This is a genomic window from Hansschlegelia sp. KR7-227, assembly GCF_049446035.1.
Taxonomy (GTDB): Bacteria; Pseudomonadota; Alphaproteobacteria; order Rhizobiales; family Methylopilaceae; genus Methylopila.
Genome location: NZ_JBMSEA010000001.1, coordinates 168303 through 183820 on the forward strand (window position 1 = coordinate 168303; position 15518 = coordinate 183820).

General features: G+C 68.9%; 14 protein-coding genes. 4 read left to right on the top strand and 10 right to left on the bottom strand.

Annotation, left to right across the window (positions count from 1 at the left end; translation table 11 throughout):
• Window positions 1–70 precede the first annotated feature (70 nt).
• Window positions 71–391, top strand: a complete 321-nt coding sequence (gene trxA, locus ACO2RJ_RS00715) for a thioredoxin (RefSeq protein WP_423266093.1) — start codon at window positions 71–73, stop codon at window positions 389–391.
• 98 nt (window positions 392–489) lie between these two features.
• Here trxA and ACO2RJ_RS00720 read toward each other — a convergent pair whose 3' ends face one another.
• The 5 genes from ACO2RJ_RS00720 to ACO2RJ_RS00740 all read right to left on the bottom strand — a co-directional run bounded on the left by ACO2RJ_RS00720 (window position 490) and on the right by ACO2RJ_RS00740 (window position 7490).
• On the bottom strand, window positions 490–1209 hold the full coding sequence (locus ACO2RJ_RS00720; RefSeq protein ID WP_423266094.1) for a nucleotidyltransferase family protein: 720 nt from the start codon (window positions 1207–1209) through the stop codon (window positions 490–492).
• A complete protein-coding gene (tsaE, locus tag ACO2RJ_RS00725; protein WP_423266095.1) occupies window positions 1206–2765 on the bottom strand; it encodes a tRNA (adenosine(37)-N6)-threonylcarbamoyltransferase complex ATPase subunit type 1 TsaE in 1560 nt (519 codons plus the stop codon). The genes ACO2RJ_RS00720 and tsaE overlap by 4 nt, the downstream gene beginning before the upstream one ends.
• Complete coding sequence (locus tag ACO2RJ_RS00730) at window positions 2762–5200, bottom strand: PAS-domain containing protein (RefSeq protein WP_423266096.1); 2439 nt, start codon at window positions 5198–5200, stop codon at window positions 2762–2764. Before ACO2RJ_RS00730 ends, tsaE begins: the two co-directional genes overlap by 4 nt.
• A gap of 175 nt (window positions 5201–5375) precedes the next feature.
• Window positions 5376–6812 carry an adenosylhomocysteinase gene (ahcY, locus tag ACO2RJ_RS00735; RefSeq protein WP_423266097.1) on the bottom strand — a complete coding sequence of 479 codons (1437 nt, stop codon included), beginning with the start codon at window positions 6810–6812 and terminating at the stop codon, window positions 5376–5378.
• Window positions 6813–6998: 186 nt separating this feature from the next.
• On the bottom strand, window positions 6999–7490 hold the full coding sequence (locus ACO2RJ_RS00740; protein WP_423266098.1) for a hypothetical protein: 492 nt from the start codon (window positions 7488–7490) through the stop codon (window positions 6999–7001).
• A 282-nt stretch (window positions 7491–7772) separates the two neighbouring features.
• Between ACO2RJ_RS00740 and ACO2RJ_RS00745 the strand changes: the two genes are divergently transcribed.
• A complete protein-coding gene (locus ACO2RJ_RS00745; RefSeq protein ID WP_423266099.1) occupies window positions 7773–8792 on the top strand; it encodes a TIM44-like domain-containing protein in 1020 nt (339 codons plus the stop codon).
• Between the two features lie 7 nt (window positions 8793–8799).
• Here the strand turns inward: ACO2RJ_RS00745 and ACO2RJ_RS00750 are convergent, their stop codons facing one another.
• Genes ACO2RJ_RS00750 through ACO2RJ_RS00770 form a run of 5 tightly spaced genes read right to left on the bottom strand, consistent with a single transcriptional unit; the run spans window position 8800 to window position 12638 of the window.
• Window positions 8800–9102 (bottom strand): HPr family phosphocarrier protein, encoded by a 303-nt coding sequence (locus ACO2RJ_RS00750; protein WP_423266100.1) that lies wholly within the window; start codon window positions 9100–9102, stop codon window positions 8800–8802.
• 8 nt (window positions 9103–9110) lie between these two features.
• On the bottom strand, window positions 9111–9512 hold the full coding sequence (locus ACO2RJ_RS00755; protein ID WP_423266101.1) for a PTS sugar transporter subunit IIA: 402 nt from the start codon (window positions 9510–9512) through the stop codon (window positions 9111–9113).
• On the bottom strand, window positions 9509–10105 hold the full coding sequence (locus ACO2RJ_RS00760) for an HPr kinase/phosphorylase (RefSeq protein ID WP_423266102.1): 597 nt from the start codon (window positions 10103–10105) through the stop codon (window positions 9509–9511). The genes ACO2RJ_RS00755 and ACO2RJ_RS00760 overlap by 4 nt, the downstream gene beginning before the upstream one ends.
• On the bottom strand, window positions 10102–11886 hold the full coding sequence (locus ACO2RJ_RS00765; RefSeq protein ID WP_423266103.1) for a stimulus-sensing domain-containing protein: 1785 nt from the start codon (window positions 11884–11886) through the stop codon (window positions 10102–10104). The genes ACO2RJ_RS00760 and ACO2RJ_RS00765 overlap by 4 nt, the downstream gene beginning before the upstream one ends.
• 44 nt (window positions 11887–11930) lie before the next feature.
• Window positions 11931–12638, bottom strand: coding sequence for a response regulator transcription factor (locus tag ACO2RJ_RS00770; RefSeq protein WP_423266104.1), 708 nt, complete (start codon window positions 12636–12638; stop codon window positions 11931–11933).
• 139 nt (window positions 12639–12777) lie between these two features.
• Between ACO2RJ_RS00770 and ACO2RJ_RS00775 the strand changes: the two genes are divergently transcribed.
• Both ACO2RJ_RS00775 and ACO2RJ_RS00780 read left to right on the top strand, forming a co-directional pair.
• Window positions 12778–13536, top strand: a complete 759-nt coding sequence (locus ACO2RJ_RS00775) for a HugZ family protein (protein WP_423266105.1) — start codon at window positions 12778–12780, stop codon at window positions 13534–13536.
• Between the two features lie 352 nt (window positions 13537–13888).
• Window positions 13889–15505, top strand: coding sequence for a phosphoenolpyruvate carboxykinase (locus ACO2RJ_RS00780; RefSeq protein WP_423268880.1), 1617 nt, complete (start codon window positions 13889–13891; stop codon window positions 15503–15505).
• The last annotated feature ends 13 nt before the right edge of the window (window positions 15506–15518 follow it).

The window sequence follows — 15518 nt, forward strand, 5'->3', positions numbered from 1 at the left end:
ACCTTCGTCGCGACAGATGGAGCGGGTTCGCGCGAGCGGACGCGTCGCTCCGACCACAGAGGTGCTTCCCATGGCCACCGCCAAGGTATCCGATAAGAGCTTCGAGCAGGACGTGTTGAAGTCCGCCGAGCCGGTCGTCGTCGACTTCTGGGCCGAATGGTGTGGCCCGTGCCGCGCGATCGGGCCGGCGCTCGAGGAGATCTCCGAGGAGATGGCCGGCAAGGTGAAGATCGTGAAGCTCAATGTCGACGAGAACCCGGAGATCGCGACGCGCTTCGGCATCTCGGCGATCCCGATGCTGATGATGTTCAAGGGCGGCCAGCACGTCGCGACCCAGCGCGGCGCGGCGCCCAAGTCGAAGCTGGTCAGCTGGATCGAATCCTCGGTCTGAGCGCGCCCGGCTTCCGGCTTGTCTGGAGACGGCGTCTGAAAAGCTGACGCGCCCTTCGGCCCGGCCGGAGGGCGTTCGTCGTTCGGAAAGGCCGACGCTCAGGCGACGGACTGCGCGATCGCGTCCTCGGCTTCGGCGATCGCCGAAGGCGTGCCGACATGCAACCAGAGCCCGTCGAGCCGGAGCCCGTAGAGCCGATCGCGCTCGATCGCGGCGTTCCAGATGCGGTTCAGCGAGAACGGGCCGGCTGGCGCGCCGTCGAACGCGGAGCGCGGCATGATCGCGACCCCGGCATAGGCGAAGGGCGTGACCTGCCGCTCGGCGCGCCGCCGCAGGCGGCCGTCGGGCGAGAAGCTGAAGTCGCCGGCCCCATCGAAGCCCACGCTCGACGTCAGCGCCGCGATCAGGAGCAGCGCGTCCATCCGGTCGGGGTCCCAGGTCGCCATCATGCGGGTCAGGTTCCGGCTTGCGCCGTCCAGCCAGAACGTGTCGGCGTTGAGCACGAAGAAGGCGTCGCCCTGAAGCAGCGGGAGCGCCTTGACGACGCCCCCACCGGAATCCAGCAGGCCCGAGCGTTCGTCCGAGACGGTGACGCGCGGCTTCTCGCGGCCGCTCAGATGCCGCTCCATCTGGTCCGCGTGGTGATGGACGTTCACGACCGCCCGCAGGACGCCCGCTTCGGCCAGCCGATCGAGCGTATGGTCGACGAGCGCGCGGCCGCCGACCTCAACCAGCGGCTTGGGCTTGGTGTCCGTGATCGGCCGCATGCGGGAACCGATCCCGGCCGCCAGAACCATCGCGTCGGTGATGGAGGTCATCCGGGCTCCGAAAGACCAAGATGCGCGGCGTACCAGGCGTTGAGGTCGGCGAGATCCGGATGATCGAGATTGGCGGCGAGGGCGCGTCGCACCCGCGGCAGGCCATGCAGGTAGTTCGGCTTGCCGTCGCGCTTCGCCAGACGGACGAAGATGCCGAGAATCTTGGTCGCGCGCTGCGCGCCGAGCGTGGCGTAGGCGCGGGCGAACGCCTTGGGCTCGAAGGCGGGGTCGGCCTTGCGCCGGGCCGCGAGGTAACGGGCCGCCAGCGCCATTTCGAGCCCGTCGGGCATGTCGACGCGCGCGTCCTGCAGCAGGGAGACGACGTCATAGGCCGGCGGCCCGAGCACGCAGTCCTGAAAGTCGAGCACGCCGAGGCGCATGAGGCCCTCGCGATCGCCCCGCCAGGTCAGGTTCGGCGAGTGGTAGTCGCGCAGCGTCCAGGTGAGCGGCTCGGCGACGATCGGCTCCAGCGCCGCGGCCCATAGAGCGTGGAAGGCGGCGCGCGCCTCCGGGTCTGGCGCGAATCCGGAGGTCTCCGGCAGGTACCATTCGTTCAGCAGGTCGCATTCCGCGAGGAACGCTGAGACGTCGTAGCGCGGGAGCTGGTAGCGCTCGGGACCAACCGGCAGCTCCGTCGGCACGGACCGTCCATGCAGGTCGGCCAGAAGGTCCACGGCGGCCTCGTAGCGGCTCGGGATCGGCGCGCCGAGCGCGACGACGGGCTCCACCCCCAGATCCTCGACCAGCAGGAAGCCGGTTTGAAGGTCGGCCGCATAGATCTCGGGCGCTCCGTAGCCGAGGGAGCGCAGACCGTCCGCGACCGCCACGAAGGGCCGCACGTCGGCGGCGAGCTTGGCGAGCGCGAGATAGCTCTTGCCGTCGCGTGTCGGCGGATCGAGCGGCCGCGGCGGCGCGTCCATCAGGATTGCGCTGCGGCCGCCGAGAGTAAGCCGCTCATAGATGCGCCCCGAGGCGTCGCCCTGGATATGCGCGCGCGAGGCCTCGCCCCAGCCGGCGTCCCGGAGAAACGTCTGCCCGTCGCGCAAGCGCGAGAGGCGCTCGGCGAATCCGCCGTGGCCGACAAGCCGCGCGCTCCGGGATTCGGGATCGGCTCCAAGCCCGAGGATCAGTTCCAGCCGGTCCGGCGGAAGCTCCGCTCCGAGCCGATCGGGCCATTCGACGAGAACGATCGCGTCTTCTCCCGCCTCGTCCCAGCCGAGTTCGTCGAGCTCCTCAGGCCCCGTCAGCCGATAGAGGTCGGCGTGCACGATCACGCCGCGCGGCAGATCGTAGGTCTGGAGCAAGGTGAAGGTCGGGCTCGGCGCCTCCAATTCGGGGTCGCCGGCCCAGGCGCGCACCAGGGCGCGGGCGAACGTCGTCTTGCCGACCCCGAGGTCGCCGCCGAGCGTCAGCAGATCGCCCGGCTTGAGGGCGCGCGCGACGGCCGCGGCCAGCGACGCCGTCGCCGCTTCGTCCGGCAGATCGAGGTCCCAGCGGGCCTCGCCGGCGGGCTCCGCCCGCAGCGCGGTCCGCGTCCTGGCGGCAGGTCCCTTCATTCCGCGGCCTCCACGCCTGTGGCTTTGATCGGGAAACGGCAAGTGACCGTCGTGCCGGCGCCGGGCGTGGACTCGATCGAGACGTCGCCGCCGTGAAGCTGGACGAACGAGCGGACGATCGACAGACCGAGACCGACCCCCCGATGGCGGCCGGCCGTCCCGCCGCTTTCGAAGCTGTCGAAGGCCTTCTTGATGAATTCAGGAGGCATGCCGTCGCCTTGGTCCGTCACTGTGAGGATCACATGGTCCCCCGCACGCTTCGCGGCGACCCGGATCGCGAGCCCCGGCTTCGAAAAACCGATCGCGTTGGAGAGCAGGTTGAACAGGACCTGCCGGACGCGCTTGGCGTCCGCCGTGAAGCTGATGCCGGGCGGCGCGTCGATCTCCAGGCCGAGGCCTGCTTCCGCCAGGCGGTCGCGTACGCCTTCGACGGCGGCGTCGATCGCCTCGCGCGCGTCGACCGGGCCCCGCTCCAGCTCCATCGCTCCGGCCTCGATCGTCGTGAGATCGAGGATGTTGTTGATGATGGCGTAAAGCGCGAGCGACGACGACTGGATGTGATCCACGAATTCCTTCTGCTTGGGCGACAGCGCGCCGAGCCGCGGATCGGCGAGCAGTTCGCCGTAGCCGATGATCGTCGTGAGCGGCGTGCGCAACTCGTAGGACACTTTGTCGGTGAACTCGCTCTTGATCTTGGCTGCGGCCTCGACGGCCTCGGCCCGTTCGCGCAGCGCGCGCTCGACGTTCACCCGCGCGGTGACGTCGGTGAAGGTCGCGAGCGTGCCGCCATCGGGTAAGGGAAGTGTGACCACGTCGATGACGGCGTCGTCGTCACGCTCGATCCTGACCGCGAGCGGACGGCGCTCGTCCGGCATCGCGGTCATCGCGGTCTTGAGACGCTCCCACAGCTCGGCGTCGGCGGGCCGGGCTCCGCAGGCGTTCAGGATCTCCTCGGCGTGGGGCCGAAGCTCCAACTGCTCCGGCGTCAGACGCCAGAGCGCCTGGAAGGCCGGATTGTGGAGCGTAAGCCTGCCGTCCGAGCCGAACACGGAGACGGCCTCCTGCAAATGGTCGATGGTTTCGCGCTGGACCTTGGAGAGCGCGTTGAAACGGCTCTCCAGCGCGATCCGCTCGGTGACGTTGTCGAACAGATAGGTCACGCCGCCCTGGGGATTGGGAGCGGCCACGACGCGCAGCGTCCGTCCGTCCGGAAGATGCCACCAATGCTCCTGCGCCTCGATCGCGCGATAGGCTTCGTGCAGCTGGCGTTTCCACGTCCGGAAGTCGGCCTGCTCCGGCAGTTTCCGGTCCGCCCGGAGGCGGTCGAGGATCGCGCTGTCCTCCGGCGCCGTTCCGAGAAAGCTTTCGTCGAGCGCCCAGAGCAGGCGGTAAGCCTGATTGTGGAAGGCGAGCGCGCCGTCGGAGCGGAAGATCGCGACGGCGGTCGCGAGTTCGTCGAGCGTGCGGCGGTGGGCCTCGTTCTGCCGCGCGAGCTCGGCGCGCATGTCCTCGAGTTCGGAGACGTCGATCGCGATCGCCGCGGCGCCGGCCGGTGACGGAGCCTCGACGACGTCGAAGATGCGGCGCGCGCCGGCGAAGACGGCGGGCGCGCGCGCCCGAAACACGTGTCCGGCGTCCGTCGCCCGACGCGCGGCGGCCCGCGTGGACTGATCCAGGAACTCCGCGTCGCGCTCCACGGCGGCGGCGCCGTCCTTCGCCTCGACCGCCCGGGCGTAGGCCTCGTTCGTGAAGATCAGCCGGCCGCGCTCGTCCCGCATCCAGACCGGCTGCGTCAGCGACTGGCTTAAGCCGGTGAACCGGCCGACGACGTCCTTGAGTTCGGCGTTCTCCGCCTCGATCTCCGCCCGCGCGAGCCGCTCGCCGGTCACGTCGCGCAGGCGAAGCACGGCGGCGGCGCCGACCGGCCGGCCGTCGGCCTCGACATGGCCGCCTTCCGGCGTGCGCAGCATCAGGCGAAACGGCTCGCCGCGCCCGCGCAGCGCGTCGATCCTGAGGTCGATCGCACGCGCGGTCTGCGGGTCGAGCCACGAGCCGAAGGCGAGCAGCCGGCGGCCGGCAGGGATCTTGAGCCGCTCGGGATTGCCGACAATTTCAGGGACATCGCGATCGGCTCTCCAGGCGACATGGACCTGGGGTTCCGAGGCGATCAGCGCCTCCGCCTGATCGAGCCGGCTGCGCAGCTCCGCGAGCGCGCCGCCGGTTCCGGCCTGGACCTCCGACAGTCGGCGCCGGGCGCGCAGCAGGGCGACGCAGGCGGCGACCGCGACGAACAGCGCGCCGAGAAACATCGCGAGCACGGCGATGTCGGACGGGCCGAACGCGACGGCTTCAGCGGCGGCGGCTGGCCCTGCGGCGCCGGGCGTGAGTGCCGCAGCCGCGAGAGCGACCGACCGGCGACGCGACCGTCCGGACATGCGGCAAAGCCCCCAAAAAGAAGACGGACGCGGCGTCCGCCGCGTCCGTCGCAAGGCGCCACGTCCCCTCACGCGCGCCTCGCCCCGAATCAGTCCCGAAGTTAGCCGGGAGGGGCGTGACGCCGAAAGAGTCCGGAACGGGAACAGGCGCCGATTTCGGCGCCTGTGTCGCCATTCAGTAGCGGTAGGTCTCAGGCTTGAACGGCCCGGACTGCGGGACGCCGATGTAGCTGGACTGCTTGTCGGTCAGCTTCGAGAGCTTTACGCCGATCTTGTCGAGGTGAAGCGCCGCGACCTTCTCGTCGAGGGTCTTGGGCAGGACGTAGACCTGCTTCTCGTACTTGCCGTCCTTGTTGTTCGCCCAGAGCTCAATCTGCGCGAGCGTCTGGTTGGTGAAGGACGCCGACATCACGAAGGACGGGTGGCCGGTGGCGTTGCCGAGGTTCACGAGGCGGCCTTCCGACAGCACGATGATCTTCTTGCCGTCCGGAAACTCGACCTCGTCCACCTGCGGCTTGATGTTGTCCCACTTGAAGTTCTTCAGCGCGCCGATCTGAATCTCGCTGTCGAAGTGGCCGATGTTGCAGACGATCGCCCGGTCCTTCATGGCGCGCATGTGGTCGACCGTGATGACGTCGACGTTGCCGGTCGCGGTCACGAAGATGTCGGCGCGCTTGGTCGCCTCCTCCATGGTGACGACCTCGTAGCCTTCCATCGCCGCCTGCAGCGCGCAGATCGGATCGACTTCGGACACCATCACGCGGCAGCCGGCCTGGCGCAGCGAGGCGGCCGAGCCCTTGCCGACGTCGCCGAAGCCCGCGACCATCGCGACCTTGCCGGACATCATGACGTCGGTGCCGCGGCGGATCGCGTCCACCAACGACTCGCGGCAGCCATAGAGGTTGTCGAACTTCGACTTGGTGACCGAGTCGTTGACGTTGATCGCCGGGAACAGCAGCTCGCCCTTCTTGGCGAACTCGTACAGGCGATGGACGCCCGTCGTGGTCTCTTCGGTCACGCCTTTGATGGCGTCCGCGTTCTTCGTGTACCAGCCCGGATGGGTCTTGAGACGCGACTTGATGGCCGCGAAGAGGATCTCTTCCTCTTCATTGGTCGCGCCTTCGAGGAAGGCGACGTCGCCGGCTTCGGCGCGCTTGCCAAGGTGGAGCAGCAGGGTGGCGTCGCCGCCGTCGTCGAGGATCATGTTCGGGGTGCCGCCGTCGGCCCACTCGAAGATCTTATGCGTGTACTCCCAGTACTCCGTCAGGGTCTCGCCCTTGACGGCGAACACCGGGGTGCCGTTCGCGGCGATCGCGGCTGCTGCGTGGTCCTGGGTCGAGTAGATGTTGCACGACGCCCAGCGGACGTCGGCGCCGAGCGCCTTCAGCGTCTCGATCAGCATCGCGGTTTGGATCGTCATGTGCAGCGAGCCGGCGATGCGCGCGCCCTTGAGCGGCTGCGTCGGGCCGAATTCGGTGCGGCACGACATCAGGCCGGGCATCTCGGTCTCGGCGATGGCGAGCTCCTTGCGGCCCCAGTCGGCGAGGGTGATGTCCTTGACGATGTAATCGTTCCCGGGCGCGACTTTGAGGGCGGCGTTGGCGTTGCTCATGCGGGAGATCCTTTGTTCGCCACGCGCGACGTCACGGCGTCGAGCGTCGATCATGGGTTCGACGGCGTCCGTACCACGCTTGGGAGTTCGGTTCAATAAAGACATAAAGAAGTCTTTATGTAGGAGCCTCGCGGCCGGCGAGCCGTCCGCCGACGCGGGCTCGTCGGGACCCAGAGAACGACGCGGTCAGTCGCGGGGGAGGGCGTAGGCGAGAAGCGACCCGCCGAGGGTCGCCGCCTGACCGATGATCGAGCGGGTCGCGAGGTCCCCGCGCGCAAAATCCTCGGAGGCGTAGGCGAGGGCGTCGCCGTCGAACGCGGCGAAACGGCCGAAGGCCTGGCCGACGCGCGAGCCGATCGGATCGCTCGCCGCGTTCGCGTTGAGCGAAACGTCGGGCTCGGCGAGGCCGGCGATTCGATCCTGATCCGCCCGCACCGCCGCCGACACGGCGTCCGGCTCGAGCCTTGGAGATCGAGAGACGTCGCCGAAGCCGGTCACCGGGAGCGCGGGCAGCGGAAGCGCAACCTCCCGCCAGACGTCGTCGCCGACGGTCGTCGCTTCGGCCAGCGCGCTCGCCTCGGCGAGACCTGGCCACGCCGACAGCTCCTCTGCGCGCGGAGAGGCGGGGGCAAGCACCGCCGCCATCGCCAGAACGGCGACCGGTACGACGGCCTTCATGCGGAATCCGAGCGAGGCTGCAGCATCACTCGGCGAGTCTTATGCGAGACGCCGCGATTTGCCGAGCCGCAAGGGACAGGTTGGGTCGGTTCGCCGCGCCCGTGACATATGGGCCGCACGAGGGCGATCGAGCGGCGAGGGGGCGCCCAATCTCCGGGGCCGCCGAGGAGCAGATCGCGGAAGGTTGAGAGGCGGGGGCGGCGACGGTAGGTGACGGACCTCCTCCGAACCCCCATCTAGTGCGGGCGGCGCGCGACGCCGCAGCTTGTTGGGAGCCGCCTTATGGCCTGGAACGTCGTCCCTCTTCGCCGTGCTCTGGCGTTCGCCTGCGCGGCCCTGATCGTCGGCGCCACGCTCGTGCCTGCGGACGCCGACGCGCGCGCCGGCCGTGGCGGCAGCTTCGGCAGCCGCGGATCCAAGACGTTCTCCGCGCCGCCGCCCACCGCCACCGCGCCCGGCGCCGCTCCGATGCAGCGTTCGATAACCCAGCCGGGCGCGACCGCCCCATCGCCAGGCATCGGCGGCGCGGCCGCCGCTCAACGCCGTCCGGGCCTGTTCGGGGGCGGACTTGGCGCCGGCATCATGGGCGGACTGCTCGGCGCCGGTCTCTTCGGGCTGCTGGCCGGGTCCGGCTTCTTCGGCGGCCTTGGCTCCCTGTCCTCGATCTTCGGCCTTCTGATCCAGGTGGCGCTGATCGTGATCGTCGTCCGCCTCGTCATGGGGTGGATGCGCCGCCGCAAGGAGCAGCAGCAGCCGGCTCTGGCGGGCGCCGCGGCAGGAGCCGGCGGTCCGTCCAGCTATCGCTATGAGGTGGGCGGCGGATCGGCAGGCTCACCGGAAGCCCGCCCGTCGTCCGCCGACGGCTATGGCGGATCGTCAGCCGCGCTGGGCGCCGTTCAACTCGACGCCCAGGATTTCGAGGCGTTCGAGCGCCTGCTGTCGGACGTGCAGGACGCCTGGTCCCGTCAGGATCTGTCGAGGCTGCGCGCGCTTGCGACCCCCGAGATGGTCGAGACCTTCGGCGAGGACCTCGCCGCCGACGCCAGCCGCGGCGTCGTCAACAAGGTGGGCGACGTGAAGCTGCTGCAGGGCGATCTCGCGGAAAGCTGGAGCGAGCGGGGCCGTGATTACGCGACCGTCGCGATGCGCTACGAACTGACCGACGTGACCGAGGAGGTCGGAACGGGCCGCGTGGTCGACGGCGATCCGTCCGAGAAGGTCGAGGCGACCGAACTCTGGACATTCCTCAGGGCCGGCGCGAACGGCCGCTGGCTCCTGTCGGCGATCCAGCAGGCCGCCTGAGGCCGCGCTACTCGTCCTCGCCGAACCGGTTCGCCACCAGTTCGGCGAGCGCCGCCACGGCGGCGTCGGCGTCGGGGCCTTGCGCCTCGACGACGATCGTGGTGCCGGGCGCCGCCGCCAGCATCATCAGCCCCATGATCGAGGTGCCGCCGACGGTCTCGCCGGCCCGGCTGACTTGGACCTGCGCGTCGAACTTCTCCACCGTCTGCACGAATTTGGCCGAGGCGCGGGCGTGCAGGCCGCGCCTGTTGACGATCGCGAGTTCGCGGGACGCGACGCCGCGGCCCTGGCCGGCGGCCGGCTCCTCCATCGTCTCCATCATCGGCCGGACAGGACCCTGCTCGCCACATTGATGTACTTACGGCCGGCCTCCTGGGCCTGGACCACCGCGGCGTCGAGCGGAAGATCGGCGCGCACGCTCGCGAGCTTGATCAGCATCGGCAGGTTGATGCCTGCGATCACTTCGACCTTACGGCCGTCCATGCAGGAGATGGCGAGGTTCGAGGGCGTCCCGCCGAACATGTCGGTCAGGACGGCGACCCCGTCGCCGGTCTCGACCTCGTCCACCGCCGCGAGGATGTCGCCGCGCCGGAGCTCGATGTCGTCCTCGGGCTCAATCATGACGGTTGCGATTTGGCGCTGCGGCCCGACCACATGCTCCAGCGCGGCGCGAAACTCACGGGCGAGCCGCCCATGAGTGACGAGTACGAGGCCAATCATGCAGTCTCCGCGCAAAACGCCATGCGCTCCGGGTCTTGACCGCCGCGCGGCGACGCAGCGCGGTCGGTCCGGATCGACGGCGCGTGCGGCGCCGAAGATCCAATCTTTTCACGTCGCGCGGCGAACGCAAGGGCTCGCATACCACAGCTCCTTCGCCAATGATCCCCGAGGCTGAAAAGGGCGAGCTCAGCCGCCCGTGAGTCTCCGCGCGCCACCGCGATCCGCGGCAGAGCGACGCCCTCCAACACGATTTCGAGGGCCGCGGGTTCGGGCATCCGCTCCGGCGCGGGCTCGATGTCGACGATCAGCCGTATCACCGCCTGTTCGACATGGTCGGCGGACACGATTCCGAGGCCGCGCCGCTCGACGAGTCCGGAAAGCGCGGCCGGAGCGGAGGCGAGCGCGCGCCCGTTGCAGGCGTCGACGCGCACCCGGTCGTCGGCGACGAGACGCGCGAACCGGCCGGCGCGTCCTGCGGAGTCGATGATCGCCAAAGCGAGGCTCGACTTGCCGGCGCCCGACGCGCCGCGGATCAGAACGCCAGCCTCCCCCACGACGACGCAGCTCGCATGGATGGTCGGGCAGCCGCTCATGTCAGCGCCGCGGGCAGTCGGACCACGAAGCGGGCGCCCATCACCTTGGGCTCGCCGTCGACGGTCCTGACGCGGTTGTCCGCGCGGATCGACCCGCCATGGGCCTCCGCGATCTGCTTGGAGATCGAGAGGCCAAGCCCTGAATTCTGACCGAAACCCTGCTCCGGACGGTCGGTGTAGAAGCGGTCGAAGATCTTCTCGATCGCGTCCGGGCGAATTCCCGGTCCGTTGTCATCCACAATGATCTCCACGACCTCGCGCACGCGGCGGCACGTGACCTTGACCGTCGCCCCCTGGGGCGAGAACGAGCGCGCGTTGTCGATAAGATTGGTCACGACCTGCGCCAGGCGCGAATCGTGGCCGAGCACGATATAGGCGTCGCGCCCCTGAGCGGCGTCGGCGACGGCGAGCTTGACGTTGACGCCGTGATCGCGGGGCGCGCCGTTCTGCATGTCGATCACCATGGTGAGCAGCTTCACCACGTCGACCGGCTCGGCGTCCTGCCGCTGCATTTCCGCGTCGAGGCGGCTGGCGTCGGAGATGTCGCTGATCAGCCGGTCGAGCCGCTTCACGTCGTGCTGGATCACGCCGAGCAATCGGTCGCGCGACTCGTCGGTCTTGGCGAGCGGGAAGGTCTCGACCGCCGAGCGCAACGAGGTCAGCGGATTCTTCAGCTCGTGCGCGACGTCGGCGGCGAAGCGCTCGATTCCCTCGATGCGCGCGTAGAGCGCGTTGGTCATGTCGCGCAGCGCGCCCGAGAGATGGCCGATCTCGTCCGACCGGTTCGTGAAATCGGGAATCTCGGCGCGGTGGCGCATCCGGCTTCGAACCCGCTCCGCGCCGTCGGCGAGCTTGCGCACCGGGCCGGCGATGGTGCTGGCGAGAAGCAGCGACAGCACAATCATGACGGCTGCGGCGACCAGAAACACCTTCATGATCGCCGACCGCTCGGCCGAAACGATCGCGTCGATGTCGCCGCCCTGGGTGGACAGCAGCAGGACGCCGGTCACGGCCCGGAAGCGCTGGATCGGCACGGCGACGGAGACGATGATCTCGCCGGCGTCGTTCACGCTGACGACGCTTTCGGGCGAACCTGACAGCGCCTTCGCGACCGCGGGATAGGCCCGGCCGTTGGCGGCGCCGATCTCGGTGTAGAGCGGCAGATCGGAGCGTCGGAGCCAGCCCTTGACCGTCCTCGCGACGCGCTCGACGACGTTCGGCTCCTTGTTGCGCGGCGCCGGCAGGTCGAAGCGCAATATGTCGCCCCGCGCGTAAAGCGAGCGCGAGTCGAGCAGCAGCGCGCCGTCGCGGTCATAGATGCGGGCGCGAGTGCGCGTCGGGGTCACGAGGCGGCGCAGCACGGGCGCGACGCGTTCGGGGTTGATCGGGAATTCGAGGCTCTGGATGGCTTCCTCTCCGGGCGCCGCGGTCTGCCCGAGCTGCAGCTCCAGCAGCTTGTCCGGATCGACATAGAGCTGGTTGGTCTCGACGGTCGCCGACGAGGCGATGGCGCCGGCGATGATCTCGCCCTGAATGAGCAGGCTCTGGACGCGCGCGTCGATGAGCCCCGCGCGGAACTGGTTGAGGTAGAGGATGCCGGAGACGAGCGCGACGAGGCCGGCGAGGTTCAGCACGACGATTCGGCGGGTGAGGCTCGAAAAGCCGACCACCCTCAGCGCTCCGAACGCGCGCCCCAGTCTGACGCGCCAGGATTCGCGCGCAGCGGCGCCGTCCTCGGCGTCCGTCGGTATGTCTTCGGCCCGCTCGGCTTCGACGCTCATGGGCTCGTGACTGACAGGCTGAGCGCTGGCGGGGGCGCCGCCGCTCAGATTTCCTTGAAGCGGTAACCGACGCCGTACAGCGTCTCGATCATGTCGAAGTCGTCGTCGCTCGACTTGAACTTCTTGCGCAGCCGCTTGATGTGGCTGTCGATCGTGCGGTCGTCCACATAAACTTGGTCGTCATAAGCCGCGTCCATCAGGGCGTTGCGGCTCTTCACCACGCCCGGACGCATCGCAAGCGCCTGCAGGATCAAGAACTCCGTCACGGTGAGCGTGACCGGCTCGCCCTTCCAGGTGCAGGTGTGGCGCTCCGGGTCCATCATCAGCTGCCCGCGCTCGAGCGCCTTGGAGTCCGGACCCTTCGCCGCCCCGGGCGCCTGGGGGTCCTTTGCGCTGGCGCGCCTGAGCACGGCCTTGACGCGCTCGACGAGCAGACGCTGGGAGAACGGCTTCCGGATGAAATCGTCCGCGCCCATCTTCAGGCCGAACAGTTCGTCGATCTCCTCGTCCTTGGACGTGAGGAAGATCACCGGAAGCTCGGACTTCTGCCTCAGGCGGCGCAGCAGCTCCATGCCGTCCATGCGCGGCATCTTGATGTCGAAGATCGCAAGGTCCGGAGGCGCGGCGCGCAGACCCTCCAGGGCGGCCGCGCCGTCATTGTAGGTCTGGATCCGGTATCCTTCGGCTTCGAGCGCGATGGACACGGAGGTGAGAATGTTGCGGTCGTCATCGACCAACGCGATCGTAGGCATGGCGCCTTCTTCTATAGCATAACCCTTTCGGCATGAACCGTCGCGCCGTGGCTTTATTGTGGCTGGGCCGGCGGCCTTCCAAGATGGTCAAGCAATTCGTCGTTTAGGGCGCGTTTTCGCGGCGAAAGAGGAGAGGATCATGACGACGTCGAGCGCCCCGATCGCCAAGAAGGCCGCCGAATCGACCTTCGATCCCGTCGCTTCCGCCCGCGCGCTGCTGCGCTCCGCGCGGCGCGCCAGCCTGTCGACGCTCGATCGCGATTCGGGCCGTCCTTACGTCTCGCTGATCGGGATCGCGACGGCCGAGGACGGCGCGCCGCTTCTGCTGGTCTCGGATCTCGCCCGCCACACCGTCAATCTCGGCGCGGATCCCCGCGCGAGCGTGCTGCTCGCCGACGTCGGCGCGGGCGATCCGCTCGCGCATCCGCGCGTCACTCTCTTCGGAACGTGCGTCGCCGTGGACAAGGCGGCCAAGAAGACGCGCTGGCTGGCCCGCCAACCGGAATCCGAGATGTATTACGAGTTCGGGGATTTCCGCATGCTGCGCCTCGAACCGGAGGGCGGGCACCTGGTCGCCGGCTTCGGCCGCATCGTCGACCTCGCATGGGACGACGTCCGGACGGAAACGGCCGGCGCGGACGCCCTGTTCGAGGCGGAGGCCGGGATCGTCGAGCATATGAACGACGACCACGCCGACGCGACGCGTCTCTATGCGACGGCGCTGCTCGGCGCTCCCGACGGGGCGTGGCGGTTCGAGGGCGTGGACCCTCTGGGATGCGAGATCGGACTGGACGGCCGCTCGCTGTACCTGCCGTTCCCCGAAGCCGCCCGGACCGCGGGAGACGTCCGCAAGATGCTCGTCGCGCTCGTCGCCGAGGCGCGAGGCGCCGCATCCTGAGGGCCCGCGCGCCCGAAGGGCGTCCGGGATCCATGACAGCTTGGGGAATAACAAGTTGCGCGCAACTGTCCCGAAGCCAGTCCTGCCTCCGGTCTTGTCTTAAAGCCGCGTCGCACGACGAAAGAAGTAAGGCGCGGGCCCTTTCAGAAAAATAGAATTCCTTCGTCAGTTTGCCTGAACCACATGGCGTGGGGACACGCGCCGGCGGTCGATCGTGTCATGCGCTCGTCGCCGCCGCCGGCCGGATTCGCGAAACCGTCATCTTCGCGCCGATTTTCACTGTTTCGGAAGGGTGAGAGATATGGTCGCGCTGGATCTGACGAATGACGGCGCCGGGACGGAGGATTTCGCATTGAGGCAGACGGGCGTGTGGAACGACGCTCACGGCGCGGGGGCCTTTGGCTTCGAAGCGCTCGCGGGCGTCAACTGGAACCTGTCGGAGCCCGTGCTGGTCGAGCGCGCCCTGCGGCGCGGCGAGGCCTCCCTGTCCTCCTCGGGCGCGCTGTGCGCCGAGACCGGCGTCCACACCGGCCGCTCGCCGAAGGACAAGTTCGTCGTTCGCGACGAAACCACCGAGTCCGAAGTGTGGTGGGACAACAACGCGTCGATGTCGCCGGAGCGCTTCGAGACGTTGCTCGCCGATTTCCTCGCCCACGCGCGCGGACGCGAACTGTTCGCGCAGGACCTGTTCGGCGGCGCCGACCCCGAGCATCGGCTGCCGACGCGCGTGTACACCGAATACGCCTGGCACTCGATGTTCATCCGCACGTTGCTGGTTCGGCCGGAGCGCGCCGAGCTGAACAGCTTTGTCCCGCGGCTCACCATTCTCGACTTTCCGAGCTTCCAGGCTGATCCGGCCCGGCACGGCTGCCGCTCAGGCACGGTGATCGCGGTCAACTTCGCGCGCGGCATCGTGCTGATCGGCGGCTCGTCCTATGCGGGCGAGATGAAGAAGTCGGTCTTCACCTTCCTGAACTATCTGCTGCCCGCCAGGGGCGTGATGCCGATGCACTGCTCGGCGAATGTCGGCCCGGACGGCGACAGCGCGATCTTCTTCGGCCTGTCGGGAACGGGGAAGACGACGCTCTCGGCCGATCCGGCGCGCCAGCTCATCGGCGATGACGAGCATGGCTGGGGTCCTGACGGCATCTTCAACTTCGAAGGCGGCTGCTACGCGAAGACCATCAGGCTGTCGCCGGAGGCCGAGCCCGAGATCTACGCGGCCGCCCAGCGCTTCGGAGCGATCCTCGAAAACGTGCCGCTTGACCCGGAGACGCGCGCTCCGGACTTCGACGACGTCTCGAAGACCGAGAACACCCGCGTCGCCTATCCCCTGCGCTTCATTCCGAACGCGCATCCGACCGGCAGGGCGGGCCACCCCAAGAACATCGTCATGCTGACCTGCGACGCCTTCGGCGTGCTGCCGCCGATCGCCAAGCTCACGCCGGCGCAGGCGATGTACCACTTCCTGTCGGGCTACACCGCCAAGGTCGCCGGCACCGAGAAGGGCGTGACGGAGCCGCAGGCGACCTTCTCGACCTGTTTCGGCGCGCCCTTCATGCCGCGCGACGCCGCCGTCTATGGCGAAATGCTGAAGCGGCTGATCTCCGAACACGGGGTCGACTGCTGGCTGGTCAACACCGGCTGGACCGGAGGCGGCTTCGGCGTCGGCTCCCGCATGCCCATCAAGGCGACGCGCGCTTTGCTGACGGCCGCGCTCGACGGCTCGCTCAAGACCGTCGACACCTATGTCGACCGCTTCTTCGGCCTGATCGTCCCGACGGAGGCGCCGGGCGTGGACGCCACTCTGCTGCGTCCCCGCAAGACCTGGGAGGACAAGGCCGCCTACAACGTCGCCGCCCGCCGCCTGCGCGAGATGTTCCAGGCGAATTTCGAACGCTTCGCGGCGGACGTCGACGACGAGGTCCGCGCCGCCGGCCCGCAGGAGTTGCGCGAAGCGGCGGAGTGAGCGCCAGGCCGCC

Excerpts from the sequence above, each read along its gene's own strand:
- trxA (WP_423266093.1), top strand. The coding sequence starts at position 71 with ATGGCCACCGCCAAGGTATCCGATAAGAGCTTCGAGCAGGACGTGTTG.
- ACO2RJ_RS00720 (WP_423266094.1), bottom strand. The coding sequence starts at position 1,209 with ATGACCTCCATCACCGACGCGATGGTTCTGGCGGCCGGGATCGGTTCC.
- tsaE (WP_423266095.1), bottom strand. The coding sequence starts at position 2,765 with ATGAAGGGACCTGCCGCCAGGACGCGGACCGCGCTGCGGGCGGAGCCC.
- ACO2RJ_RS00730 (WP_423266096.1), bottom strand. The coding sequence starts at position 5,200 with ATGTCCGGACGGTCGCGTCGCCGGTCGGTCGCTCTCGCGGCTGCGGCA.
- ahcY (WP_423266097.1), bottom strand. The coding sequence starts at position 6,812 with ATGAGCAACGCCAACGCCGCCCTCAAAGTCGCGCCCGGGAACGATTAC.
- ACO2RJ_RS00740 (WP_423266098.1), bottom strand. The coding sequence starts at position 7,490 with ATGAAGGCCGTCGTACCGGTCGCCGTTCTGGCGATGGCGGCGGTGCTT.
- ACO2RJ_RS00745 (WP_423266099.1), top strand. The coding sequence starts at position 7,773 with ATGGCCTGGAACGTCGTCCCTCTTCGCCGTGCTCTGGCGTTCGCCTGC.
- ACO2RJ_RS00750 (WP_423266100.1), bottom strand. The coding sequence starts at position 9,102 with ATGGAGGAGCCGGCCGCCGGCCAGGGCCGCGGCGTCGCGTCCCGCGAA.
- ACO2RJ_RS00755 (WP_423266101.1), bottom strand. The coding sequence starts at position 9,512 with ATGATTGGCCTCGTACTCGTCACTCATGGGCGGCTCGCCCGTGAGTTT.
- ACO2RJ_RS00760 (WP_423266102.1), bottom strand. The coding sequence starts at position 10,105 with ATGAGCGGCTGCCCGACCATCCATGCGAGCTGCGTCGTCGTGGGGGAG.
- ACO2RJ_RS00765 (WP_423266103.1), bottom strand. The coding sequence starts at position 11,886 with ATGAGCGTCGAAGCCGAGCGGGCCGAAGACATACCGACGGACGCCGAG.
- ACO2RJ_RS00770 (WP_423266104.1), bottom strand. The coding sequence starts at position 12,638 with ATGCCTACGATCGCGTTGGTCGATGACGACCGCAACATTCTCACCTCC.
- ACO2RJ_RS00775 (WP_423266105.1), top strand. The coding sequence starts at position 12,778 with ATGACGACGTCGAGCGCCCCGATCGCCAAGAAGGCCGCCGAATCGACC.